Source organism: Actinomadura sp. DC4, from assembly GCF_030406325.1.
Taxonomy (GTDB): Bacteria; Actinomycetota; Actinomycetes; order Streptosporangiales; family Streptosporangiaceae; genus Actinoallomurus.
Genome location: NZ_JAUEQY010000035.1, coordinates 80,140 through 102,787 on the forward strand (window position 1 = coordinate 80,140; position 22,648 = coordinate 102,787).

Sequence of the window (22,648 nt, forward strand, 5' to 3'; positions counted from 1 at the left end):
CACATGTTCTTGTGAACTCCGGGCGAGCGTCTGACCATCTTGTCCATATTCGGATCCGAGACTCCGTGCTCGTGCTGATCCCAGACGCCTTTGAGCTTGCGCCGCGTCCGCTTCAAGGAACGGGGCTCGCCCTCAATGACCTCAACGGCGGCGCAGGCCGGCCAGACCCTCATCCGGGGCGCCCTCACCCGCGTTCACCGCGGCGAATTCGGCCACACCGACAGGCCCGCGCCCACCTCGGTGAACTCCTCCGCCTGTTCGAGCAAACCTCGACCCGGTGGCCCTGCCGGGTCAGGGCGACCGCGGCGGTGAGTCCGCCGATTCCACCTCCGACGACGATGACGTCCATCAATTTCCCTCTACAAGTGTAGAGAAACTATACGGTCGTCGCGGAGGTGTGCGGATGGCACGGCGGACCGAGGTCGCCGACGCGGCGATCGCGACGCTGGCGCGTGAGGGCATGCGCGGGCTGACGCACCGTGCCGTCGACCGCACCGCGGGTCTGCCCGAAGGGTCGACCTCGTACTACTTCCGCACCCGGAACGCCCTGCTCAAAGCCGTCGTCGAACGTCTCGCCGAAGTGGACGCCGCCGAGATCCCGGCGCTGCCCAATGGCGATCTCGACGCGTTCGCCGACGCGGCCGCCCGGCTCGTCCACGCGTGGCTGACCATCGGGCGCGACCGGCAGCTCGCGCGCTACGAGCTGACCCTGGAGGCGACACGCCGGCCGGAGCTCCGCGAAGTCCTGGTCACCGCGGGCGCGAAGGTCCGCGGGATGGTCGCCGACCGGCTCGGCGCGGCCGGCGTCGCGGAGCCGGACTCCCGGGCCGCCGACTTCGTGGCCCTCGTGGACGGGCTGGTCTTCGACCAGATCGCCGGCGCGGGCGACCGCGAGCTCACCCCCGCGCGGCTGCGCGCCGTACTCCGCGCTCTGTTGGCCGCCATCGGCGGAATGGCATCCGATCCGGACAGGTTGTGAAGATCATGAAAGCTGTAGGCGTTCAGCGGTTCGGCGGGCCCGAGGCGCTTGAGGTGTTCGAGGTCGAGGAGCCCCATCCGGGCCCCGGCGAGATCCGTATCCGGGTGCACGCGGCGGCCGTGAACCCCACCGACACGCTCTTCCGCAACGGTACGACCAGCGCCGAGGCGCTGAAGGACCGCCGTCCGCCGTATGTCCCGGGCATGGACGTGGCCGGGGTCGTGGACGAGGTCGGCGAGGGCGCGCGGCAGTCGGTGGGCGACCAGGTCATGGCGATGACCATGCCCCGCAGCCCGCTCGGCGGCGGGTACGCCGAGCACGTCCTCGTACCCACCGAGTCGGCCACCGCGATCCCCAAGGGCGCGAGCTACGCCGAGGCGGCCACGCTGCCGATGAACGGCCTGACCGCGCAGCTCAGCCTCGACCGCCTCGCGCTCGAACCCGGGAGCACGCTCGCGGTCACCGGCGCGGCCGGCGCGTACGGCGGCTACACGGTCCAGCTCGGCAAGGCCCGCGGCCTGCGCGTCGTCGCGGACGCCTCGCCCGAGGACGAGCCGCTCGTACGGCGGCTCGGCGCGGACGTGATCGTCGCCCGCGGCGAGGGGCTCGCGCTGCGCATCCGGCAGGCACTGCCGGACGGCGTGGACGGTCTCGCCGACGGCGCCGTGATCGGGGCGCCGCTCCTGCCGGCCGTACGCGACGGAGGCACCATCGTGTCCGTACGGAGGTTCGGTGCCGACTCCGAGCGCGGGATCACCGTCCACAACGTCATGGTCAGCGACTACACGCGCGAGTGGGACAAGCTCGATGAGCTGCGCAGACTCGCCGACACCGGCGCCGTCACGCTCCGCGTCGCGCACACCTACCCGCCCGAGGGCGCGCCCGACGCCCATCGCGCCCTGGAGGCCGGCGGCGTACGCGGGCGCTTGGTGATCATGTTCGACTAGCGCGGGCCGGTAGCAGGAGCGCCACCGGTACGGCGAGGGCGGTGAAGCCGAGCGACCACCAGAAGGCCTGGTCGAAGGCTGCCGCCTCGCTGTGCCCGGCGAGCCCGCGCTGCAGGATCACGGCCAGCACCGCGGCGCCGAACGAGCCGCCGACCTGCTGCATGATCCGCGTGGTACTGCTCGCGTGGGGGATGTCGGCCCGGTCCAGTCCCTCGTACGCGGCGGCCATCACCGCGATCGTCGCGCCGCTCAGCCCGGCGCCGCGGACGACGAGGGAGAGGGCCAGCAGCAGTTCGCCGGTATGCGGGCCGGCTTCCGCGTACGCGACGGTGCCCAGGGCGGTGAGCACGGTGCCCGCGAGTACGACCGGCCGGGCGCCGACGCGGTCGATGATCGTGCCCAGCGGGCGGCGGGTGAGCAGGCTGCCCAGGCCCTGCGGTGCCAGCAGCAGTCCCGCGGCGACCACGCCCTGGCCGCGCACCTGCTGGTAGTAGAGCGGCAGCAGGAGCATCGCGCCGAACATCGACAGGCCCGAGAGGAACAGCAACGCCGAGGACGCGGCGAAGGACCGTACGCGGAAGAGCCGCAGGTCCACGATCGATCCGGTGCCGGTGGTGCGCAGGGCCCGTACGGTGAACGCGGTCAGCAACGCCAGGCCGGCCGCGAGCGGGACGACCACGGCAGCGTGGCCGAAGCCGCCGAGCGCGCCCACACGCGACAGCCCGTAGATGATCGCGGCGAGCGCGGGCGACAGGAGCAGCAGGCCCGGGAGGTCCAGCGGCTGGGGGCGCTCGTCGTTCGGGGTGTCGTCCGGGAGACCGCGCCAGGCCAGCGCCAGGGCCACGAGGCAGACCGGGACGTTGACGTAGAAGATCCAGCGCCAGCTCGAACCGCCGACGATCAGGCCGCCGATGACCGGGCCGAGGATCGGTCCCACCAGCGCCGGAATCGTGATCGTGGACATCAGCCGGCCGATCTGCCGCCCTCCGGCGGCCTGCATCAGCAGCGTCTGCAGGATCGGCAGCATCAGGCCGCCGCCGATCCCCTGCACGACCCGGAAGAAGATCAGCGATCCGGCGTCCCAGGCGACCCCGCACAGCACCGACCCGGCCAGGAAGAGCGCGAGCGAGAGCAGCCACATCCGTTTCGCGCCGAACCGCCCGGCGAGCCACCCGGTCGCCGGGATGGTCATCGCCAGCGCCAGCAGGTAGGCCGTGACCACCCATTGGACCGCCGCGAGCGACGTGTGCAGGTCCCGGCCGAGCGTGCCGAGCGCGACGTTGACGATCGTGCTGTCCAGCAGCGGGGCCATCGCGCCGACGATGAGGATGCCGGCGAGCTTGAGCAGTGCCGGGTCCAGCCGTTCCGTTCGCGGCATGTGTTTTCTCCTCAATAAGAGACGGGACGTCTCTAGTGCCGGGAGTGTAGGCTGCTTTCAATAGGAGACGCAAGGTCTCTTAAGGAGGGGTCGCGGTGAGCGAAGACCTCAGGCGACGGCGGCGCGGCGTGGAGCTGGAGGACGCGATCCTGCGGGCCGCGTGGGACGAGCTGACCGCGGTCGGCTACGCGCGCCTTTCCATGGAGGGCGTCGCCGAGCGGGCCCAGACCGGCAAGCAGGTGCTGTACCGCCGATGGCGCAACCGGGCCGAACTCGTCGTGGCCGCGATGCGCCACCATGCCGCGTCGATCGCGGACGACGTCCCCGACTCGGGGGAGCTACGCGGCGACGTCCTGGCGGTGCTCCATCGGATGACACGGCGCTTTCGGGAGGTCGGCCCGGAGGTCGTTCACGGGTTGATGGCGGAGGCCCGCGACCTCGGGCCGGAGTTCCTGTCGGTCATGGCGGACGTGATGGGCACGATCTTGAAGCGCGCGGCCGAACGCGGCGAGATCCGGACGGCGGCGGTCGGCCGCCGGGTCGCGACCCTGCCGATCGACCTCATGCGCCACGAAATACTGCTGAGCGTCGGCCCGATTCCAGAGAACGCCATGACCGAAATCGTGGACGCCGTCTTCCTCCCCCTGATCCGGTCCATTTAGGACGCCAGCACGGGGATGATCAGTGTGAATACGGCCGCACGGCAGCCCTCGCAGCAGTAATCTCCCGTTAAGAACAATCGGGGGAGGTCGGCATGGGCCAGCACGGGAACAAAAAGGCATGTGGCACATGCGGAGGAAAGGGGACGATACAGATAAATTTAGATGGCAAGAAACAGACGGTGTCATGTAACGCCTGCGGCGGGTCAGGGAAGGCATGAGCGGAATTTTCGGATTTCCCGGACTTCCACCCGTGGACCGGCACCTATTCATTCCTGATGATATCTGGATAATTCAGGATGGAAGATTTGTAAAACTGTCCCGCGGCGACGCGCGGGAAGAGTGGGAGCGTGTCGTGGCCTCCGACGAGGCGATCACGACGCAGCTCAAGGACGGCATGTGGCCGACCTCGTCATCGTCGGCTCCGTGGGTGATGGCACAGATGATCGACGCCCTGAAGCTCAGGCCCGGCCTCCGCGTCCTGGAGATCGGTACGGGCACGGGATACAACGCCGCGTGCATGGCGGAAGCGGGTGCTGAAGTCGTCTCGGTGGAGATCGACGAACGAATCGCCGAGCAGGCCCGGCGTAATCTACGGATTTCCGGCCATTCCGGCGTAGAGGTGATCACCGGTGACGGCGAAGACGGCGCACCGCGAAAAGCACCGTTCGACCGTGTCATTTCCACCGGCGCCGCCCAGAACATCCCGTACGCCTGGGTCGGCCAGACCCGCGACGGCGGTCTGATCGTGCTTCCCTACACGGGCGAAGCACACGAAGGGGCGATGGTCGTCCTCTCGGTGAGAGATGGCGTGGCCACCGGCGACGTTCAAGGTGAGGCGATATTCATGCCTCTCCGGGGCCAGCGCATCGGTCAGCGTGAATTGCAGGCCCTTGATTCACGAAAGTACTTTCAGATCGAGGTGAGCAGGTCAGGGCAGCGCATCACCACGGACTGACGTCATCTTCCGGTCGTGACGCGGCAGGTCGGACCGACGGCTTACGGGCCGCTGATCTCCAAGGCCGCCGCGGTCATGACCGCGGAGCCGTCTTGCGGAGCCGTTCCGTCAGACCCTGCTGCTCCTGACGGCTCAGGGCGTTCCACTCATCCCCCCTCTTCTCGCCGAGCGCGGCGAGGTCCTCCTCCCGTACGTGCCGGCGCAGCTTCTCCTTGAGTTCCGCGAACCGCTCCGGGGTCATCGGCTCGTTAATCATCACGGTCTCCTCGATGAGTCTCAGGAGCTGCCGGGCGGAAGGCTCGGCGCCCAGGTCGTTCAGTACGTCCACAAGCCGCGTCCGCACCTCGGTGGCCTTGCGGATGCGTGACTCCACCTCGTCCAGCTGGCGGTGGAGCAGGCCGACGGGGTCGATCTCGCCGTCCAGGAGCGTTCCGATCTCCTCCAGCGAGATGCCCAGACTGCGCAGCGCGACGATGCGGTGCAGGCGCCGGACGTCGTCACCCGTGTAGCAGCGGTGGCCGCCCTCGGTCCGCGACTGCGGCGACAGCAGGCCGAGCCGGTCGTAATGGTGCAGCGTCCGGACCGTCAGTCCCGTCTCTCGGGCCAGCGAACCGATCCGCCACATCCCGTCATCTCGTGACATGTCTCGAACGTAGAACATGCCCCAACGTCAGGTTCAAGGCCGGCGAACAGCGGCTACGGCGCCGGACGACGGCGGGCGAACACGTCGAACACCGCGGCGCACAACGCGATCAGCACGAACGCCGTCACGACGACCAGTCCATGGCGGAAGGCCTCCGCCCAGTCGCCGTGGGTGGTGCCGACGGCGGCGAAGAACACCGCGCCGACCGCCGCGATGCCGACCGCGGTGCCGATGCGCTGGCCCGTCTGCAGGACGCCGGCCGCGCTTCCGCCGCCCTCCGGTGGCACCTCGGACAAGGTGATCGCCTGGTTCGGTGAGATCACCAGGCCGCTGCCGATGCCGCCCACCAGCAGCGGGAGCGCGGTGGCCAGTGCGGCATGGTCGCCGGGCACCGCGCGTACGGTCAGGAACGTCGCGGCCAGGCCCAGGGCGACGAGTGCGAGGCCCACGGCGATCAGCGGCCGGCCGAACCTCGCCACGAGCCGCCCGCCGACCGTGGACCCGAACGCCGACCCCAGCGCGAACGGGGTGATCGCCAGGCCCGCGAGCAGGGCGCTGTAGTGCAGGCCGTTCTGCAGGTAGAGCGTGAAGATGAAGAAGATCGAGGTGAACCCGGCGAAGTAGAGCAGCGCGATCGCCGAGCCCAGCGCGTACGAGCGGAGGCGGAACAGCGACAGGTCCAGCAGCGGCTGGCGGTGCCGCCGTTCCCAGCCCAGGAACCCGGCGAGTACGACGACGGCGGCCGGGACGAGCAGCCACTTCACGCTGCCGTGCCACTGCTGCTCCTGCACGAAGGGCAGGAGCAGGGCGACCACGCCGACACCGAGGAGGATGACGCCGACCGGGTCCAGGCTCTCGCGCCGCCGGCCCTCACCCGGCGGGGGCAGGAGGCGCCAGGCCAGCGGCAGTGCGACCAGGCCGACCGGCACGTTGACGTAGAACACCCAGCGCCAGCCGTCCTGCGTACCCGCGAGGGAGATCAGCAGGCCGCCGAGGAGCGGGCCGGCCGCGGTGGCGATGCCGATCGTCGCGCCGAGGGCGCCGAAGGCCCGGCCGCGTTCCCGGCCGCGGAACAGGACCTGGATCAGGCCGGCGATCTGCGGGTTCAAGATGCCGGCCGCGACTCCCTGCACGAGCCGCGCGACGACCAGCCAGAGGACGGTACGCGCGAGCCCGCCGGCGGCGCTCGACAGCGTGAACAGCGCCAGCCCGGTCATGAACACCGCGCGGCGGCTGCGCGCGTCACCCAGCCGCCCGGCGGGCACGAGCGCCAGCCCGAACGCCACGGCGTACCCGCTGAGGATCCACTGCAGACCGTCCGGGGACGCGCCGAGGCCCGACCGGATGGACGGCAACGCGACGTTGACGATACTGACGTCCAGCAAGGTCATGAACGCCGCGACCAGGCAGATCGTCAGGGCCTGCCAGCGGCGGTCGGGCGGCGTGCCGTCGGGCGGGTGAGCGGACACGCTGCCCCCAAACGCGTTATGTACGGATTCGTCCCCCGCAAATACCCCTACCCGTACGACGCGGCCCATCCCGTTGCGTAGATCACCCCGGCGGGGCGAAGCGCTCCTTCAGCTCGACCTTCCGCGTCTTGCCGGTCGGCGTCTTGGGCAGGGTTTCCACGATTTCCAGGCGCTGCGGCCAGTACAGTTCGGCCATGCCCGCCCCGGCGAGCGCGCGGTGCAGGTCTTCCAGCGTTACCGGGGACTCGGGCGAGACCGGTACCACCACGACGCAGACCGTCTCGTCCAGGTCCTGCTCCGGCAGGCCGACGACCGCCATCTCGCGCACCCCCGGGTGCCGGCCGATGATCGTCTCCAGGTCGGCGACCGGGACGATGTTCGCGTGCCGCAGGATCATGTCCGTGGCCCGGCCGGTGACACGGATGCCGCCGCGCCCGTCGGGCCGTACGAGGTCGTCGGTGTTGAACCAGCCGCCGGCATCGAGCTTGGCCGCGTACAGGCCCTCGCGCCGGTAGTAGCCCAGGCACTGCGTCGGGCCGCGCACCCACAGCACCCCCACACCGTCGGACCGCTCGGACACCGGGTCGATCCGCAGCTCCATGTCCGCGATCGGGCTGCCGTCGCTGTGCGCCGCCCAGTCGTCGGGGTCCTCTGGCCGGCTGATCGTCACCGGCCCGTTCTCGGTCATCCCCCACAGCGAGAACAACCGCGTCTTGAAGACCTCCCGTACGTCGTCCACGAAGTACGGCGGGACCGGCGAGGAGCCGCAGACCAGCCACCGCAGCGCGGACAGGTCGCGCGGCGCGCGCCGCTGCTCGTCCATCAGCTCCTGGAGGGCGGGCGGGGCGATGTAGAGGAACGTGACGCCGTGGCGGGCCATGACATCGAGCACCACTGCAGGGTCGCGGGAATCCTGGAAGACCATCGTCCCGCCGAGCATCAGCGGCATCAGCATCCCCTGCGCTACACCCGTGTAGTGGGAGTACGACGCCGAGGTCGTCATCACGAGCGACCCGTCGAGCCCGAACACGCCGGCCTCGCCCCTGATCGCGGCGTGCAGAGTGTTCTGGCTGTGCAGGACGCCCTTGGACTCGCTGGTCGTACCCGAGGTGAACAGCAGGAGGTACGGGTCGTCGGGCCCGAGCTCGCGGGCGTCCAGCTCTCCGCCGTGGCTCTCCTCCCACGGCGTGTCGAAGAAGAACGATTCGAACGGCCGGGTGCCGTCCAGAGCGGGCCCGTCCGCGACCAGCACGCGTTCCAGGTCCGGCAGCCCGGCGGCCAGTTCGAGCCCGATCTCGGCCGGCCGGTCGCCGGCGTGCTCGGCCATGGTGACGAACACGCGGGCGCCGGAGACGCGGAGCATGGCCTCCAGCTGCCACCGGCGGTAGATCGGCATCAGCGGGCAGAACCGTACGCCGGCCCGCATGCAGCCGAGCGCGAGGACGGCCAGCTCCCAGCGGTCGGTGAGCTGGACCGCGAAGAAGTCTCCGGGCCGCAGGCCCAGCTCGACGAGGGCGGACGCGCACCGGTCGGTGAGCCGGGAGAGCTCGGCGTATCCGAGCACGCGGGTGCTGTCACCGGCGCCCCGGTGGACCGCGACGGCCGCCTTGTCCGGATGGTCCCGCGCCCCTCGCCGCAAGTCGTCGAGGAAGGTCTCGTCGCGCCACCAGCCACGGCGACGGTACGCGTCCGACATCGCTGCCTCCCGTTGAGCGATCCCGGGCGATTATCGCGGCTGGGTGATCACTTGAACACCCCGGCCCTTGTGACCGCCCGATGCCAGGCCAGGACTTGTCTCGCGGTCTCCGTTCGTGGCGAGCGGCGTCCAGGCGGTGCGTCGCGCAGCCGGACAGCGGCACCTCGGGGCAGGCCCTAGTGTGGGGCGATGCTGACGGTGGGGGTCGACCTCGCCGCGCAGCCGCAGCGGACGGCGGTCGCGTGGGTGGACTGGACGGCGGGCTCGTGCGAGGTCCGCGACGTACGGCTCGGCTGTGACGACGACGCCGTCGCGGGCGCACTGCGAGACGCAGACAAGTCCGGCGTCGACTGCCCGCTCGGCTGGCCGGTCCCCTTCGTGGACTTCGTCCGCGACCACGGCGCCGGTCACGTGGCGATCCCCTCCGGCGGCGACTGGCGCCGGGAGCTGACGATGCGGCGGACCGACCGCTTCGTCCAGGACCGCATCCGCATGACCCCCCTCAGCGTCTCCGCCGACAAGATCGGGCACGTGGCGATGCGCTGTGCGGCGCTGCTGGCCCGGCTGGCGAGCGAGGGACGGCCGGTCGACCGCGCGGGCGGCGGCCCGGTCGTCGAGGTGTACCCGGCGGCTTCCCTGCGCCTCTGGGGCCTCGACCACCGCAACTACAAGCGCGCGGCCAACGTCGTCCGGCTCGGCACGCTGGTCGACGCGCTGTGCGCCGCGGCGCCCTGGCTGGACCTCGGCCCGTACGAGGGGCTCTGCCGGACCTCCGACGACGCCACGGACGCGGTCGTCGCGGCGCTCACCGCGCGTGCGTGCGCCCTGGGCCGTACGACCGGCCCCGGGCCCGAAGCCGCCGGCGTAGCGCGGGTCGAAGGCTGGATCGCACTGCCCGAGGGCGGCCTGGACGCGCTCCGGCCCTGACGGCACCCGTCCTACTCTGGGCGCATGCGCACCCTGAGCACCGCGCGGCTCGAACTCCCGCCCTGGCGCGACGACTTCGAGGCCGACCTTCTCCGGCTCGCGTCCGACGAGCGGGTGGTGCGCTTCATCGGCGACGGACGGCCCTGGACGCGGGAGCGCACGGCCGAACGGCACCGGAACTGTCTGCGGCACTGGGCCGAGCACGGCTTCGGCTGGCGCGCCATCATCGACCAGGGCGGGTTCGCCGGCGTCGCGGCGCTCAACCGTCTCGGCTCGGTCGTGCCCGGCATCGAGGAGGACGTGGTCGAGATCGGCTGGTGGGTCGACCCCCGCACGTGGGGACGGGGCGTCGCCACCGAGGCCGCCCTCGCGCTGCGCGACGAGGCGTTCGGCGGGCTCGGCGCGGAGCGGCTCGCGGCGCGCTACCAGCTCGCCAACCCCGCCTCCGGCCGGATCATGGCCAAGATCGGCATGCGCGTCCACAGCGACCTCCCGGTTACGGAGGGACGGCCCGTACGGGTGTACGAACTCGGGCGTACGGACTGGCAGGAGCTGCGAGCCCAGGTTTGACACCGGACCTAACGGGCATTCCGGAAGCTTTGATCGAGCCGACCGTACGACGAGAGGAGGCTCCTATGAGCGATTCGACACCCGGCGGGCCGGCACCGTTGAGGCGCGAGCCGCAGGTTCTGGGCGCCGACGAGATGATCGTGTACGAGGCGATCGCCACGCTGCGCAGGCCCCTGGGCACCGGGGACCTGACCGCGACCACGGGTCTGGACGAGGACGTCGTCCAGGCCGCGGTCGACCGCCTGACCGAGCTGGAGATGGTCGAGAACGGCGGGGACGGCGTGCGCATCGGACAGAACGACTGGGACGTGAGGGGCGCCCGGTAAGACGCGTGGCCGCGGCGGTGTGCCGCACCGCCGCGGCCGCTCACGTCGTACGTACGCCGATATCGATATGCCGTCATGTGACAAAAAGTAGTTGCTCAATGACAGAATGTAGCCGATGGGCTCGGAGACGTCGGCGGGGCGCATCACGGCCCTGACTTCTTCGTGGGGTTCGTTCCTGATCCCGGCGTAACGCGACAGGAAACCCCCCATGACACAGAACGTACGGAGAACGGTGCTCTGGTCGGCGGCGATCGTGGCCCTCGCCTCGTCCGGGCTCGGACCCGCCCGCGCCGAGACGACGCGCACGGCCGCCGATGACCCGGCGCTGACGTCGGTCGAGGTGCTCTATCACACCAACGACGACAACAAGGATCACGACACCAAGCTCCTGACGAGCGTCCGTGACAACCGCGGTGTCGAGATCGCAACCCTCGACGAGCACTTCGGGGACGACACCTTCGACGACAACGAGGACGATGGGCCGTACGGTCTGCGCCTGACCAACCCCGCCACCCTGGCGTCCACCGGTCACGGCCGCCTCGTGGTGCGGATCGAGCCCAACGGCAACGACACGTGGAAGTTCAACGTGTTCGCGACCCTGTTCTTCTCCGACGGCAGCCGGCGGGTCGCCCAGGAACGCAACAACTCGCTGGATCAGGACCGCCGGCAACGGGAGTTCGAGATCCTCTGAGAACGCGAGCGGGCCCGCCGCGCAGAGCGGCGGGCCCGTCATTCGGTCAGCTCACCATCGATACCAGCGGCCGCGCCGTCCGCCCGCACCAGCACCGCGGAAGACGAAGCCGAGGAGCCAGAGAACGAGCAAGATGATCGCGATCCACCACAGCGCCTTCAGCGCGAACCCCGCGCCGAACAAGATGAGCACCAGCAGCAGAACAAGTAGCACCGGAACCATTGTCAGTCACCTCCGGTCCGCATATGCCCGATATATGGCGTTCATACCCAAATAGATGATCTAGTTTCAGCGGACGGCCGGCCGACCCGCCGGGCTAGGCCTCACCGCCGTTGACCGGCTCGTTCTTCCGGCGGATGACCTTCGGCAGCAGGTACCACAGCACCAGGTAGAGCCCGAGGAGTCCCGCGCCCAGCCCGGCGGCCCAGCCGAAGCCCGCCACCACGTCCAGTACGAGGAACACCGCGCCGATGATGGCGAGCAGCAGCGCGCCCAGGCCGCCCTGTGCGAGCAGCGACGCCACCCGTACGAGCTCGGGCTTGTGCCCCTGCCGGAAGACCTGCCGATGGTCGCTGACCGGCGCGATCAGCAGTGCCGTCGCCGTCGCGGACGCGACCAGGGTGATCACGTACACCGCCTTGTCCAGGTCGCTGACGTCGCCGAAGCGGTTCGTGAACGGCAGCGTCAGCAGGAAGGCGAACAGGATCTGCACGCCGGTCTGCGCGACGCGCAGCTCCTGCAGCAGCTCGATGAAGTTGCGATCCCAGCGTTCGAGGCCGGTCTCGTCGCGCTGGGAATCCGGTGAGTCCGAGGAGCCGGCCGAGCCCGCGTTCGAGGAGTCTCCCATCGCCGCCTACTTCTTCCGCAGCGCCCGGAGCGGCTTGCGCCTGGCGGCCTTCTTGCCGGCCGCCGGCAGGCGTTCGAGCACGCGCTCGCCCTCCCGGCGCTCGACCTCGGCGAGCCGGCCGGCGACGAAGGTGTCCGCGGCGGGGCTGTCCGGATGTTCCACGGAGCCGGCCAGCCGCTGGATCGCGACGACGCTGTCATGGTGCGCGCCGAGGATGTCCTGGAGCCGTTCGGCGCGGCGGGCCAGCTCGGCCGCCGGCGAGCCCAGCGCGGCGGAGGCGGCCTCGGCCGTGTAGCGCGCCCGCTTGGCCGACTTGCGCGTGCCGTGCATCGCGACGTCGCGGTCCTGGCCGGACGGCAGCCGTACCGCCCGGTCATACCTCCGCAGCATCTTGCGCCACGCCCTCGCCACCAGGTCCGGCGTCTCCTTCGTGGCCTTGCGGCCGGCGCGGGCGTTCAGCGGCGGCGCGGCGAGGAGGGCGTCCAGGGCGTCGAGCAGGTCGTAGTACCGCTGGGTCAGCAGCGTCTCGCGTACGCGGTCGCGGGCGCGATGCTCCTCGGCCGCCATCGCGAGAAGCCAGCCGGGACTCCGGTGGGCGCCGGGCAGGTCGGCCAGGCGGCGCTGGAAGCGCGCGCCCTGCACCTCCAGGTCGCGCACCTCGCCGAGTGAGTCGGCGAGCCACTTGAGCTCGGCGTCCAGCGTCCGGATGCGGGCCTGGTCGACCAGGCACCGGTGGGTGCGCAGGATGCTGCGGGTCCGGCGTACGGCGACCCGCATCTTGTGCACCGAGTCGTCGTCCTCGTCGGCCAGCCGGACCAGCGGGTCGTACGCGAGCAACTGCTCGATCTGCTCGCCGAGGTAGGTCACCAGGACCTCCCCGGCGGTACGGGTCGCGGTGTGCCGCTGGACGAGGACGAGGTCGTCGTCCAGGGCTCGCTGCAGCTTGGAGGCGACCTCCGACTCGCGGGCGCCGGACTCGCGCAGGTGCCCGCCGATGCTCTCCAGCAGCTCGCCGGAGGCCTCGACGGCCTCGACCTCGATCTCCCGCCAGCGCATCAGGCCGACCTCGTGCCCGTCCCGGCTGAGCCGGCGCGCGCTGACCGTGTCGTCGGCCAGTTCGGCGAGGACCCTGCCGTCCTCGGCCAGCAGCTCGCGCTCGACCCGGTGGGTCTCCAGCTCGGCGACGCGAACGAGGACGCGTCCGCGTACGTGGGCGGCGACGAGCGCGGCGAGGTCCGCGGGCACGTCGGGGGCGCCCGCGTCGAGCGGCGCCCGGATCTCCTGCCTGGTGTGCGCGGCCATCGGCAGCTTGAGGTGCCAGCCCTCGTCCCCGCCGCCCTCGCGGCGCCGCAGCGTGATGCCACGCGACGCGAGCCGCAGGTCCTCGGTGTCGTAGTAGGAGGCACGGAGCGTGTGCGTCTTCGGCGGGCCGACCCCGGCGCATCCGGCGACCTGCCGCAGATCGGGGAGCGCGACGTCCGCTCCCGCGTCGTACTTGCGCTCCAGTTCGATGTGGCGTGCCATGACAACTCCTTCACGGGTGGTTACTTAGCGCCCTACCCGCGCACGCCGCACCAAAAGTGAACTTTTTCCGGTTACTCAGGAGGCAGGAGAGGCCCGAGTGGCCCCAGATCGAGGTTGAGGTCCTTCGCCTCGATGTCGAACCTCTCCCGCAGCTCCGTCATCGCCTCCTCCAGGCGCATGAGCGCCAGCCCGAGCTCCTCGACCTTGTCATCGGACAGCCCACCGGTCTCCACCCGGCGCAGCGCCTGCCGCTCCATCAGCTGGCGGACCAGCTCGATCACGGTCAGCACCAGGCGTACGAGGTCCCGCTGCACCTCCTCGGCGTCGGTGTCGAGGCGGCGCGGGAGCCGATGGCTCCGCCGCTCGTCGCCGACGTGCCGTGGGCGGTACGGGCTCACGGCGGCAGGTCCTCACGGACCACGACGCCCTGGATCGGCTCGTCCTCGCCCTCCAGCATCTGGTCGATCTCCGGGCGGATCGAGCCGATGATGGCGCGCAGCGAGATCTGTACGAGATCGACGTCCGCGATGGAGATGGTCACGTCGCCGGTGATCACCACACCGCCCGCGAGGAGCCGGTCCAGCAGGTCCACCAGGGCGATGCGCTGCCCGCGGGCGGGCGCCGGCGACCGTGGTGTCGGCACGCTCAGACTTCGGTCCACGCCTCCTCCTCTGTGGCCTCTGTGGCGAAGGAGTACGGCGCCCACGGCCCGGTGAGCTGAAGGCGGATCGCCGGGCGCTCGCCGGCCAGGCGCGAGACGGCGGCACGGAACTCCTCCGCGCGCTCGTCGTCGACGAGATAGGCGGCGTTGAGGATCATCCAGCCGCGTTCCCCGGACAGCTGGGGGTCCTGCGGCCGGTGCAGGCGCCTGGTGGCGGCGATCTCCAGCAGCTCGTCGTCGATGCTCTCGGCCGCCATCAGCACCTCGCGCCGGGACTCCTCCTCGGTACGCCGCTGCACGCCGCGCCGCCGCAGGTACGACGTGCCGGGACGGCCGCTCGAAGGTTCCTCTTCGGGCTCCTCGGCGGCCGTGACCGCGGCCAGGTCCGCGTACGCCTTCACGCCCCACTCCGTACGGCCGGCGATGCGGTTCAGGGCCTGGGAGAACTCCTCGTGCCGGTCCCTCAGCGCCTGCCGCGCGCGGTCCTCGCCGCGGTAGACCGTGGCCAGGCCCAGCGGTACGGTCACGGCGCGCCCCGCGGCGGCGTCCACCACCGCGTGGTGCGCGCGTGCGGTGGACTCCAGCCAGCCGAGGTCCTCCAGGTTCCGCTTCAGCGCCTCCTCGCCGAAGTCCCCCAGGCTCACCGCGCTCACGACCGCGGTCAGCCCGTGCTCCTCGACGAGGTGTACGGACGCGCCCCCGACGCCGCCGACGCCCTCCACCGCCTCAGGCGGCAGGTCGCGGCAGACGGCGTAGACGTAGCTCCCGGTCTCACTCAAAGTCGTCGTCCTCCTCCGGCGGGCGGCTCCGTGTCCTGCGCTCACGACGCTCGCGCTCACGGCGCTCGGGCCGGTCGGCCGATCTCGGCGCGCGGCGTTCGGGGGTCGGCTCGTCCTCTTCCGCGTCGCCCTCCAGGGCGGCGAGCCGGTCGCGCAGCAGGCGGTTCTCCTCGGCCATGTCGGTGTGGCGGGAGGACAGGGTGGGATCGTGCTCCCACCAGTCGATGCCCATCTCCTTCGCCCGGTCGACCGAGCAGATCACCAGCCGCAGCTTGATGGTCAGCAGCTCGATGTCGAGGAGGTTCACCTGGATGTCGCCGGCGATGACGATGCCCTTGTCGAGCACGCGTTCGAGGATGTCGGCGAGGTTCGCGGACTCCGGGCGCCGTACCCCGGAAGGCTGCCGCCCGATCCCGGTCAGCCCCCGGCCCGGCGCGGGGCCGGTCACGACGTCTCCTTCAGCTGGCATCGCGAGTAGCGTTTGACGCGCCGGCAGGCGATCAGCTCGCCCTCCGCGTCCAGCTCGGTCTCGTAGACGGCCAGGATGTCGGTGGAGTCGGGGATGCGCCGGGTCTCGACGACCTCCACGCCGACCTGCCAGCGGCCGTCGCCGGTCTCCTCCAGCGAGACGATCCCCTCGGCCTCTCTCCCGGCCATCTCGGCGACGTAGCCGGCCGCCAGCCGGGCCATCTCGGAGGACTGCCTCCGGGCCGTACGGGGACGCTCGTGCCGTTCGGGCGGACCCCGGTCGGAGCCGAACCGGCCGGCCCGCTCACCGGGCGCCGGCCCGGACCGCTCCGGCCCGGGTCTCCGGCTCGGGCGTTCCCGGTCACGGGGATCGCGGGAAGCCACGATCTCCCTCCGCCCCGGCGGCGCGCCGCGTCATCATCCGGCTCAGCAGCTCGTTCTCCAGCTCCGTCGCGTCCTCCTCCGACAGCTCGCCGGCGGTCACGGCGGCCTCGATCTCGGCCACCTGCCGGCGCACCGAGGCCGGGTCGTACATCTGCTGTTCCGCCTGCTCCAGGAGTTGCTGGGCCAGCCAGGAGACGCCGCGTACGGGCGCCAGCGGCAGCGTGAGCAGGCCGGTCAGGAGTCCCATCGGTCAGGTCCCTTCCTCCGGTGCGGGCGGGACGAAGTCATACGGTGCGAGCGGTCCGACCAGGCGCAGCCTGATCCGGCCGGCCCACCGCTCCCCGAGCTCGTCCACGGCCTCCTCGAACCCGGCCACGTCCTGCTCGGCGACCAGGAACGCCGCGTCGGCGGCGGTGTCCTCGCCGGCCGGCGCGCGCGCCGCCACGGCGGACGCGTGCGGTTCGAGGGTGTTGACCAGTTCCTCGGTGTCCACCTGGCGCTTCTCGTCCAGCGCCTTCACGATGAGCTCGCCCAGGCGGATCCGGTCGTAGTAGGCGGCGTCTTCGGGAAGCTCGCGGATCCGCTCGCGCAGCCGCGCGGCCTCCGGGTCCTCATCCAGCACCTCGCGGATGACGGTGTCCTCGACGTAGCTGCCCACGACGGCGTACTCCTGCCCGCCCCGCAGGTCGTCGAGCACCTCGGAGAACCAGTCGTGGTACGGGATCAACATCTCCTCGACCAGCGCGTCGGCCGTGGTGACCACGGAGCCGAAGCGCAGCGGCAGCGTCGTCGTCTCCGCCGCGAGCGCCTCGACGACGTCCTCGTGCGCGAGCAGGTGGTCCCGTGTCCCCAGCGGCTGCTGGATGGAGATCTCGCTGACCACGCCCGCGAGGTCGTCGTGCCGGACCAGGGACACCGGGCCGCCGCCGACGCCGGTCAGATCCTCGGGCACCCTGGTGTCCGCGGGGACGATCCCGTACACGTAGCAGGCGTGCGCGCGATCGCTCGCGGGACGCCGGGCGGTCTCACTCTCAGGCCGCGTCTTCACCGGTCACGCTCCCTTCGCGGTGCCCGGCGACGGGCCTCCCGGCGTTCCTCCCGGTCGTCTGAGCGCTCCTCCAGTACCTCTCCGACGGTCTCCTTGGCCGCGTCGAGGATGCCCTTCGTCTTGCCCTTGGCCACGCTCTTGGTGCCGCCCTCGGTCAGGTCCTTCATGACGGTGGGCAGGTCCTTGCCGCCCTTCTCGTACAGGTCCAGGCGGTTGGTGGCCTCGGCGAAACGCAGATAGGTGTCCACGCTCGCCACGACGATGCGCGCGTCGATGGTGATCAGCTCGATCCCCACCAGTGACACCCGGACGAAGGCGTCGATGACGAGGCCCTTGTCCAGAATCGTGTCGATGACGTCCACCAGTCCGCCCCCGGACGAACGCTGGACGGCTCCCGGTCCTTCGTACCCCGAAACAGTCATGCGGCCTCATCCCCCGATCGGCTACGCGTGGTCACGTGGGCTCCTCACCGCGATCACGCGGCGGCCGGCGCCGCGGCCGCCGGATCGGCGTCGGGCGCTCCCCTTCTTCCTGCTCGCCGCCCTCCTCGGCGGCGGGCCGCCGTCGCGGACGGCGCGGACGCTCCTCGTCCTCAGGGCCCTCGTCGTCCTCTTCCGCGGGCGGACGCCTGCGCGAGCGGCGCGGGCGGTCCTCGTCCTCGTCGCCGGGCGGGCGCCGGCGCGCCGGACGCGCTCGTTCGCCTTCGGCGGCCGGGCGGCGGCGCGGGCGTCTCGGCTCGTCGGGCTCCTCAGACTCCTCGGGCTCTTCCTTGTCGCCCTCCGGCTCCTCGTCGCCTTCTTCCTTGCCCTCTTCGCCCTCTTCGCCCTCTTCGCCCTCTTCCTCGTCCTCTTCGGGCTCGCCCTCGGACTCCTCGCCCTCGGACTCCTCGCCTTCCTCCTCGTCGCGCGGCGCCTCTTCCTCCGGAGCCTCGCCGTCGGAGCTCTCGGCATCCTCGCGGCTCTTGCGCTCTTCCTCCTCCTCCATCGCCTCTTCGTGGGTCTTGACGACCTCGCCGTCCCGGATCTCGCCCCGCCAGCCCTCGATCTCGTCGGGATTGAGGATCGCGTGGGCCATCACGTGCCGCCGGAAGTGTTTGAACTCCAGGCGGGTACGGCGGCCCGGGGCCCGCCAGAGGTTCCCGGTGCGCTCGAACAGCCCCTGCGGGTGGTACTCCATCACGAGGCAGATCCGGGTCAGGTTCGGCGCGAGCTCGGAGAAGGACACCGCGCCGTCGACGTACCCCTTGGCGCCCTTGGCCCGCCACACGATGTGGTCGTCGGGCACCTGCTCGACGGTGTTCGCCTCCCAGGTGCGGTGCGACCAGAAGACCTGCGCCTTCCAGTTGGACTTGTCCTCTTCGGGCCGCTCGACGTTCTCGACCTTCTTCATGAACTTCGAGAAGTCCTCGTACTGGGTCCACTGGTTGTACACGAGGCGCAGCGGCGCGCCGACGTCGATCGTCTCGACGATGTTGATGAGCTTCAGGCCGCCTTTTTTGCCCTTGCCACCCTTGAAGAAGCCCTTGACCTTCTCCTTGATCCCGGTTCCCGCGGCGCCCAGCATGGCGCGGAACGGCCCCTTGCCCTCGTTGAGGGCCTTCACCCCGGAGATCGCGGCCTTCACCCCGGGGCCGCCGCCGTCGGCGCCCTCGGCCTTCTCGAGCAGCCCGTGGCTGACCTCGTTGACCTTGTCGCTGACCTTGTCGCCCACGGAGGCCAGCATCTTCTCGGCGAAGGCCTGCAGCAGGCTCTTGGCCTCCTGCGCGAGCCGCTGTGTCGGCAGCTCGTCGGTCAGCTCGGCGCTCTCCTTGCCCAGCTCATCACGCTGAGTCGTCATACCGCCTCCCTCCCCTGGGCGTTCGCCCAAGGTCGTGGGTCGCGCACAACCAGACGGGTCGGCAATGCCGCGTCTCGCTACCGGGCCGACCTGCCCCTCGGACGGTCGTCGTCGCGCGTCCGGCGGCGGGACTCAGGGCGCGTGGACCGGGCCGGAGGACGCCGGCGCCGCTCAGGCCCCGGTTCGGGCTCCGGTTCGGGCTCGGGTTCGTCATAGTCGTCGCGGTCGTCGTCGTCACGCTCGTAGTCGTCGTCCTCCCCTTCGCCCTCGTCTTCGTCGTACTCGTCTTCGTCGTACTCGTCCTCGTCGTACTCGGGCTCACGGACCCGGCGGGGCGGTTCCTCCCGCCTGCGCCGCGGCGGCGCCTCGCGGTCCCGGCGCGGCCGGGAGCGCTCCTCCCGCTCGTCCTCGTCGGTGTCCTCCGCCGCCTTGCCACCGGTGCCGCGCAGCGTCTCCGCGCGCTCCTGCAGCCGGTCGCTGAGCGAGTCGATGCGGCTGCTCGCCGCCTTCTTCGCCACGTTCATCCCGGCGTCGACGAGCTGGCCACGAAGATCACTGGTGAGCTTGTCCAGCGGACCGCCCAGAGGCGTCTTACGCAGCAGGTCCTCGGGACCGATGGGGAGCTTGCCGCCTCCCGCCGCCATGAGCGCCAAGAGGATCGCCATCCGGGTCTTGCGGCTCCGCCCTAGGACGTAGCCGCCGACGACGGCGACGGCTATCTGACTTCCGCACTTCATCCGATCTCCCCCTCGCGCGACACCAGAATCGGCAGGACCTGGCGGCAGAGGCGAAGCGCTCTTCCGGGCCGTGGCCGCCGTAGGCCGCGGAAGACGTCGCGGCCCCGGCCGGCACGCTGGTCAGGCCGTACCGCGGCACGGTTTCCGATCACCGCCGGAGGCCCGGCGCACACATCGCCACCGGCCGCCCGTCGCAGTCTCTTTTGTAGTACCTCTACCCACGGGCTCCCCGTTCGAGCAGGTCAGCGCGTGATCGACGGGTTTCTTTGCATGCTCTTCACATCGAGGGCGGCCGTGGCCCCGGTGACGGGTGTGAGTCCTCGCCGGGCGGAGGGCGGCGAGAGACCGCGACGAGCACGGCCGGGCCCGTACCCCGGTTGTTCAGCGCCCGGAGCGGCAGCTCGTCCAGCCAGAGGATCGCGCCGCTGCCGAACGAGCGGCGGACGCCCGCCGCGCTCTCCAGCTCCACCTCGCCGCACTCGACGACCACGATCGCGTCGCGCCACTCGGAGGCGTCGTAGGCGCGTGAGCACCCGGCGGCGACCGTGACCACCCGGGTCACGAAACCGGACCCGGGCCGCCTCCAGGACCGCGGAGACGGCTCGTGGTCCTCCGACATCAGGGCGTCCTGACCAGGCCGTACGCCAAGGAGGACCGGAGGCGGACACCGCTCGCGTACTCGGTGGTGGTGTGCACGATCTGCCTCCCGTGGCCGGCACTGACCTCCTGGGTTATGACCTCCGGGAGCCCGAGAAGTCATCGGTCCGGCAGCGGGATGTGCACGAGGACGGACGTGCCGCCGCCGGCGGGGCTGAGCACCTCGATGGAGCCGCCGAGCGCCTCCACCCGGTCCTTGAGGCCGACGAGCCCGGACCCGCCGGCGAAGTCGGCGCCGCCGCGCCCGTCGTCGTGGACCGACAGGCATACGGTCCGGTGTTCCAGGACGAGGTCGACGCGCACCTCGGAGGCGCTCGCGTGCTTGACCACGTTGGTCAGCGTCTCCGAGACGGTGTAGTAGACCGCGACCTCGACGCTTTCGGGCAGCCGCCCGGCGACGTCCGCCTGGAGCGTGACGGGCACCGGCGAGTGCCGCGCGAGGGACCGCAGGGCCGGGCGGAGGCCGCTGCGCGTCAGGATCGGCGGGACGATGCCGCGGGAGACCTCCTGCAGGTCGTCCAGGACGTTGGACAGGTCGTGCACGACGTCGGACAGCTCGCCCCTCAGCCGGTCCTGGCCGGGTGCCACCGCCGTGGTCTCGAGCGTCCGCAGCTTGAGGGTGAGCGTGACGAGTTGCTGCTGCGCGCCGTCGTGCAGGTCGCGCTCGATGCGCCGGCGGCTCTCGTCCGCGGCGGCGACCACGCGGGCGCGCGAGGCGAGCAGGTCGCTGCGGCTCTGCGCGTTCGCGATCGCGGCGCCGACGAGGTCCATGAACTCCTGCATGCGGTCCTCGGTGACGCCCGGCAGCGGCTCGGCGTCGAGCGAGTGGATGAGCATCGCGCCCCAGACCCGGCCCTCGACCTTGATCGGGCAGCCCACGACGCAGCGGATGCCGGCCGTGTGCGCCCAGATGCCGATGGCGCTGGTGGCGCGCTCGTAGTTCTTCATCCGCGCCGGGCGTTCGGTGGTCAGCACGGCGGACGTGACGGTGCCGCTCTCGACCGGCCAGTGGCCGTTGAGGGGCGGCATGACCTCCGGGACGCGCGGGTCGCTCCAGTAGCCGACCACCCGGGCCGTGTCGTCGGACTCGAACCGGATGATCTCGGTGTGGTCGACCCCCAGCAGGTGGCCGACCTCGGCGGCCACGGCGTCGAAGACCTGCGTCGGCGACACCCCGCAGGCGACGAGCGTCGCGACGCGCCGCAGCGCCCCCTGTTCGCCGGCGAACTGGCGGAGCCTGTCACGGCTCATCTTCAGCGAGCCCACCATGGAGTTGAACCGCGTGCCGATCGTGCCGAGCTCGCCCGGCGAGGTCTCCGGCATCCGTACGGCGAAGTCGCCCTCGGCGAGGGCCCCGGCCGCGAGGGCGGCGCGGCGTACCGGGTGGACGATCACTCTCGTCAGGTACACGACGAAGCAGCACACCAGCAGGAGCGCGCCCCCGCCGGACATGCCCGCCGTGATCGCGGCGTCGCGGGCGGCGTCGATCGAGTGCTGCTCCGACCTGGCGGCGATCGTGCGCTGGGCCGACGCGAAGGCCGCGCACTCGGCGCGCAGCGCGCTCAGGCGCTGCGGGCCCTCGCCGCCCTGCAGCATCGACCGCGCCGCGGCCGGGTCGGTCCGCTCGGCGTCGACCAGCGGCGCGACGTAGCCGCGCACGTACGCCTCGCCGGCCTGGACGATCCGCCGGGCCCGTACGGCCTGGGCGCCGTCTCCATGGGCCACCAGGCGGACCAGATCGGCCTCTTCCGCGGGCATGGCGGCCTTCTCGAGGGTGTAGTCGCGCAGGAAGCGAGAGTCTCCGGTGAGGACGAGCCCACGCGCCTCCTCGTCGAGGTCGGTCACGGACTTCTCGAGCCGGTCGGAGGAGATCAGCACGGCCTCGGAACGCCGCTCGGTCACGCCGGCGTCGCGCAGGCCGAAGATCGTCGTGAGCAGCAGGGTGAAGGCGCCGATGAGCAGGACCGCCACGACGCCGCCGGCGAGTGCCATGCGGAAGGTCAGCCCTCGCCGGGGGGCGTCTCGCCCCCTCCGGTTCGGCATCCGCACTCGCACAGCTCATCTCCTGACCGTGTCGGCCTCCCCCACCGACGGCGATGTCGAGGAGCATGACGCCGGGACCGGTGTCGACCGGTCCGGCGATGAGCTGCAGTTCTCGTCGGGGCGGGGGTCCGCTTCGAAGCCGTCCGGCTGACGGCGATGCTGTAATCCTCATGTGATGAGCCCCTGCGCGGTATCGGCCACCCGGGCAGTTGTTCGCGCGCGGCCGTGACGACCGGGGGTGACGGGTGCCGCCCCGGCCGAGACCCACGGGTGTCCCTCGCAGGTCCGGCCGGGCCCGTACGGCCCGGCCGGCCCCACTGGCGCGGCGGCCGGCGCCCTCGCCGCCGCACCGCCGATCGCCGGTTTTCGTGCGGACCTGCCCGGATGGCTGGTGTGAAGGCCGCCCCGGACCGTGTAGACG

At 71.3% G+C, this 22,648-nt stretch carries 29 protein-coding genes; 9 read left to right on the forward strand and 20 right to left on the reverse strand.

The features are described 5' to 3' along the window. Positions 1–184 precede the first annotated feature (184 nt). The gene (locus QWU11_RS39920; RefSeq protein WP_290119759.1) at positions 185–349 is read right to left on the reverse strand and encodes an FAD-dependent oxidoreductase; all 165 of its coding nucleotides are present in this window, start codon (positions 347–349) and stop codon (positions 185–187) included. Between the two features lie 54 nt (positions 350–403). On the opposite strand from QWU11_RS39920, the gene QWU11_RS39925 reads away from it, so the two are divergent. Together QWU11_RS39925 and QWU11_RS39930 are read left to right on the forward strand one after the other, a co-directional pair. Further along, positions 404–979 (forward strand): TetR/AcrR family transcriptional regulator, encoded by a 576-nt coding sequence (locus tag QWU11_RS39925; RefSeq protein ID WP_290119760.1) that lies wholly within the window; start codon positions 404–406, stop codon positions 977–979. 5 nt (positions 980–984) lie between these two features. Beyond that, positions 985–1,926: an NADP-dependent oxidoreductase gene (locus QWU11_RS39930; RefSeq protein WP_290119761.1), complete on the forward strand. Its 942-nt coding sequence runs from the start codon at positions 985–987 to the stop codon at positions 1,924–1,926. Here the strand turns inward: QWU11_RS39930 and QWU11_RS39935 are convergent. Next, a complete protein-coding gene (locus QWU11_RS39935; RefSeq protein WP_290119762.1) occupies positions 1,913–3,304 on the reverse strand; it encodes an MDR family MFS transporter in 1,392 nt (463 codons plus the stop codon). The genes QWU11_RS39930 and QWU11_RS39935 overlap by 14 nt on opposite strands. A 95-nt stretch (positions 3,305–3,399) precedes the next feature. Between QWU11_RS39935 and QWU11_RS39940 the strand changes: the two genes are divergently transcribed. Beyond that, positions 3,400–3,966, forward strand: a complete 567-nt coding sequence (locus QWU11_RS39940; RefSeq protein WP_290119763.1) for a TetR/AcrR family transcriptional regulator — start codon at positions 3,400–3,402, stop codon at positions 3,964–3,966. A 352-nt stretch (positions 3,967–4,318) separates the two neighbouring features. Next, positions 4,319–4,921 (forward strand): methyltransferase domain-containing protein, encoded by a 603-nt coding sequence (locus QWU11_RS39945; protein ID WP_290119764.1) that lies wholly within the window; start codon positions 4,319–4,321, stop codon positions 4,919–4,921. A gap of 73 nt (positions 4,922–4,994) precedes the next feature. On the opposite strand, the gene QWU11_RS39950 is transcribed toward QWU11_RS39945, so the two are convergent. The 3 genes from QWU11_RS39950 to QWU11_RS39960 form a co-directional block, all read right to left on the reverse strand. Continuing rightward, positions 4,995–5,564 carry a MerR family transcriptional regulator gene (locus tag QWU11_RS39950; protein ID WP_290119765.1) on the reverse strand — a complete coding sequence of 190 codons (570 nt, stop codon included), beginning with the start codon at positions 5,562–5,564 and terminating at the stop codon, positions 4,995–4,997. 53 nt (positions 5,565–5,617) lie between these two features. Further along, positions 5,618–7,033 carry an MFS transporter gene (locus tag QWU11_RS39955; protein WP_290119766.1) on the reverse strand — a complete coding sequence of 472 codons (1,416 nt, stop codon included), beginning with the start codon at positions 7,031–7,033 and terminating at the stop codon, positions 5,618–5,620. A gap of 82 nt (positions 7,034–7,115) precedes the next feature. Beyond that, on the reverse strand, positions 7,116–8,729 hold the full coding sequence (locus tag QWU11_RS39960) for an AMP-binding protein (protein ID WP_290119767.1): 1,614 nt from the start codon (positions 8,727–8,729) through the stop codon (positions 7,116–7,118). Positions 8,730–8,918: 189 nt separating this feature from the next. On the opposite strand from QWU11_RS39960, the gene QWU11_RS39965 reads away from it, so the two are divergent. The 4 genes from QWU11_RS39965 to QWU11_RS39980 all read left to right on the forward strand — a co-directional run bounded on the left by QWU11_RS39965 (position 8,919) and on the right by QWU11_RS39980 (position 11,243). After that, a complete protein-coding gene (locus tag QWU11_RS39965; RefSeq protein ID WP_290119768.1) occupies positions 8,919–9,656 on the forward strand; it encodes a DUF429 domain-containing protein in 738 nt (245 codons plus the stop codon). 24 nt (positions 9,657–9,680) lie between these two features. Beyond that, positions 9,681–10,226, forward strand: coding sequence for a GNAT family N-acetyltransferase (locus QWU11_RS39970; protein ID WP_290119769.1), 546 nt, complete (start codon positions 9,681–9,683; stop codon positions 10,224–10,226). Between the two features lie 65 nt (positions 10,227–10,291). Next, positions 10,292–10,552, forward strand: coding sequence for a hypothetical protein (locus QWU11_RS39975; protein ID WP_290119770.1), 261 nt, complete (start codon positions 10,292–10,294; stop codon positions 10,550–10,552). A 208-nt stretch (positions 10,553–10,760) separates the two neighbouring features. Then, entirely contained in the window at positions 10,761–11,243 is a 483-nt protein-coding gene (locus QWU11_RS39980; protein ID WP_290119771.1) for a hypothetical protein, read from the forward strand. 51 nt (positions 11,244–11,294) lie between these two features. Here QWU11_RS39980 and QWU11_RS39985 read toward each other — a convergent pair whose 3' ends face one another. From QWU11_RS39985 to QWU11_RS40055, 15 genes are all read right to left on the reverse strand, one after another. After that, the gene (locus tag QWU11_RS39985; RefSeq protein WP_290119772.1) at positions 11,295–11,456 is read right to left on the reverse strand and encodes a DUF5670 family protein; all 162 of its coding nucleotides are present in this window, start codon (positions 11,454–11,456) and stop codon (positions 11,295–11,297) included. 103 nt (positions 11,457–11,559) lie between these two features. Further along, positions 11,560–12,090, reverse strand: a complete 531-nt coding sequence (locus tag QWU11_RS39990) for a DUF6328 family protein (protein WP_290119773.1) — start codon at positions 12,088–12,090, stop codon at positions 11,560–11,562. Positions 12,091–12,096: 6 nt separating this feature from the next. Further along, positions 12,097–13,614: a CYTH and CHAD domain-containing protein gene (locus QWU11_RS39995; protein ID WP_290119774.1), complete on the reverse strand. Its 1,518-nt coding sequence runs from the start codon at positions 13,612–13,614 to the stop codon at positions 12,097–12,099. Between the two features lie 71 nt (positions 13,615–13,685). Then, a complete protein-coding gene (locus QWU11_RS40000) occupies positions 13,686–14,012 on the reverse strand; it encodes a gas vesicle protein K (RefSeq protein ID WP_290119775.1) in 327 nt (108 codons plus the stop codon). After that, positions 14,009–14,275, reverse strand: a complete 267-nt coding sequence (locus QWU11_RS40005; protein ID WP_290119776.1) for a gas vesicle protein — start codon at positions 14,273–14,275, stop codon at positions 14,009–14,011. The genes QWU11_RS40000 and QWU11_RS40005 overlap by 4 nt, the downstream gene beginning before the upstream one ends. After that, positions 14,260–15,054 (reverse strand): GvpL/GvpF family gas vesicle protein, encoded by a 795-nt coding sequence (locus QWU11_RS40010; protein ID WP_290119777.1) that lies wholly within the window; start codon positions 15,052–15,054, stop codon positions 14,260–14,262. Before QWU11_RS40010 ends, QWU11_RS40005 begins: the two co-directional genes overlap by 16 nt. Then, positions 15,047–15,475, reverse strand: a complete 429-nt coding sequence (locus QWU11_RS40015; RefSeq protein ID WP_290119794.1) for a gas vesicle protein — start codon at positions 15,473–15,475, stop codon at positions 15,047–15,049. The genes QWU11_RS40010 and QWU11_RS40015 overlap by 8 nt, the downstream gene beginning before the upstream one ends. A gap of 23 nt (positions 15,476–15,498) precedes the next feature. Then, positions 15,499–15,906: a gas vesicle protein GvpO gene (gene gvpO / locus QWU11_RS40020; protein WP_290119778.1), complete on the reverse strand. Its 408-nt coding sequence runs from the start codon at positions 15,904–15,906 to the stop codon at positions 15,499–15,501. Continuing rightward, positions 15,884–16,153, reverse strand: coding sequence for a gas vesicle protein GvpG (locus QWU11_RS40025; protein ID WP_290119779.1), 270 nt, complete (start codon positions 16,151–16,153; stop codon positions 15,884–15,886). The genes gvpO and QWU11_RS40025 overlap by 23 nt, the downstream gene beginning before the upstream one ends. Before the next feature lie 3 nt (positions 16,154–16,156). Then, positions 16,157–16,954 carry a GvpL/GvpF family gas vesicle protein gene (locus QWU11_RS40030; protein WP_290119780.1) on the reverse strand — a complete coding sequence of 266 codons (798 nt, stop codon included), beginning with the start codon at positions 16,952–16,954 and terminating at the stop codon, positions 16,157–16,159. Further along, a complete protein-coding gene (gvpJ, locus tag QWU11_RS40035) occupies positions 16,951–17,376 on the reverse strand; it encodes a gas vesicle protein GvpJ (protein WP_290119781.1) in 426 nt (141 codons plus the stop codon). Before gvpJ ends, QWU11_RS40030 begins: the two co-directional genes overlap by 4 nt. 31 nt (positions 17,377–17,407) lie before the next feature. Further along, positions 17,408–18,790, reverse strand: a complete 1,383-nt coding sequence (locus QWU11_RS40040) for an SRPBCC family protein (RefSeq protein WP_290119782.1) — start codon at positions 18,788–18,790, stop codon at positions 17,408–17,410. A 77-nt stretch (positions 18,791–18,867) separates the two neighbouring features. Next, positions 18,868–19,527, reverse strand: coding sequence for a hypothetical protein (locus QWU11_RS40045; protein WP_290119783.1), 660 nt, complete (start codon positions 19,525–19,527; stop codon positions 18,868–18,870). Between the two features lie 277 nt (positions 19,528–19,804). Then, on the reverse strand, positions 19,805–20,146 hold the full coding sequence (locus QWU11_RS40050) for a hypothetical protein (protein ID WP_290119784.1): 342 nt from the start codon (positions 20,144–20,146) through the stop codon (positions 19,805–19,807). A gap of 137 nt (positions 20,147–20,283) precedes the next feature. After that, positions 20,284–22,176, reverse strand: a complete 1,893-nt coding sequence (locus tag QWU11_RS40055; RefSeq protein ID WP_290119785.1) for a HAMP domain-containing protein — start codon at positions 22,174–22,176, stop codon at positions 20,284–20,286. Positions 22,177–22,465: 289 nt separating this feature from the next. Here QWU11_RS40055 and QWU11_RS40060 point away from each other — a divergent pair, with 289 nt between their 5' ends. Beyond that, positions 22,466–22,624, forward strand: a complete 159-nt coding sequence (locus QWU11_RS40060; protein WP_290119786.1) for a hypothetical protein — start codon at positions 22,466–22,468, stop codon at positions 22,622–22,624. Positions 22,625–22,648: the final 24 nt, after the last annotated feature.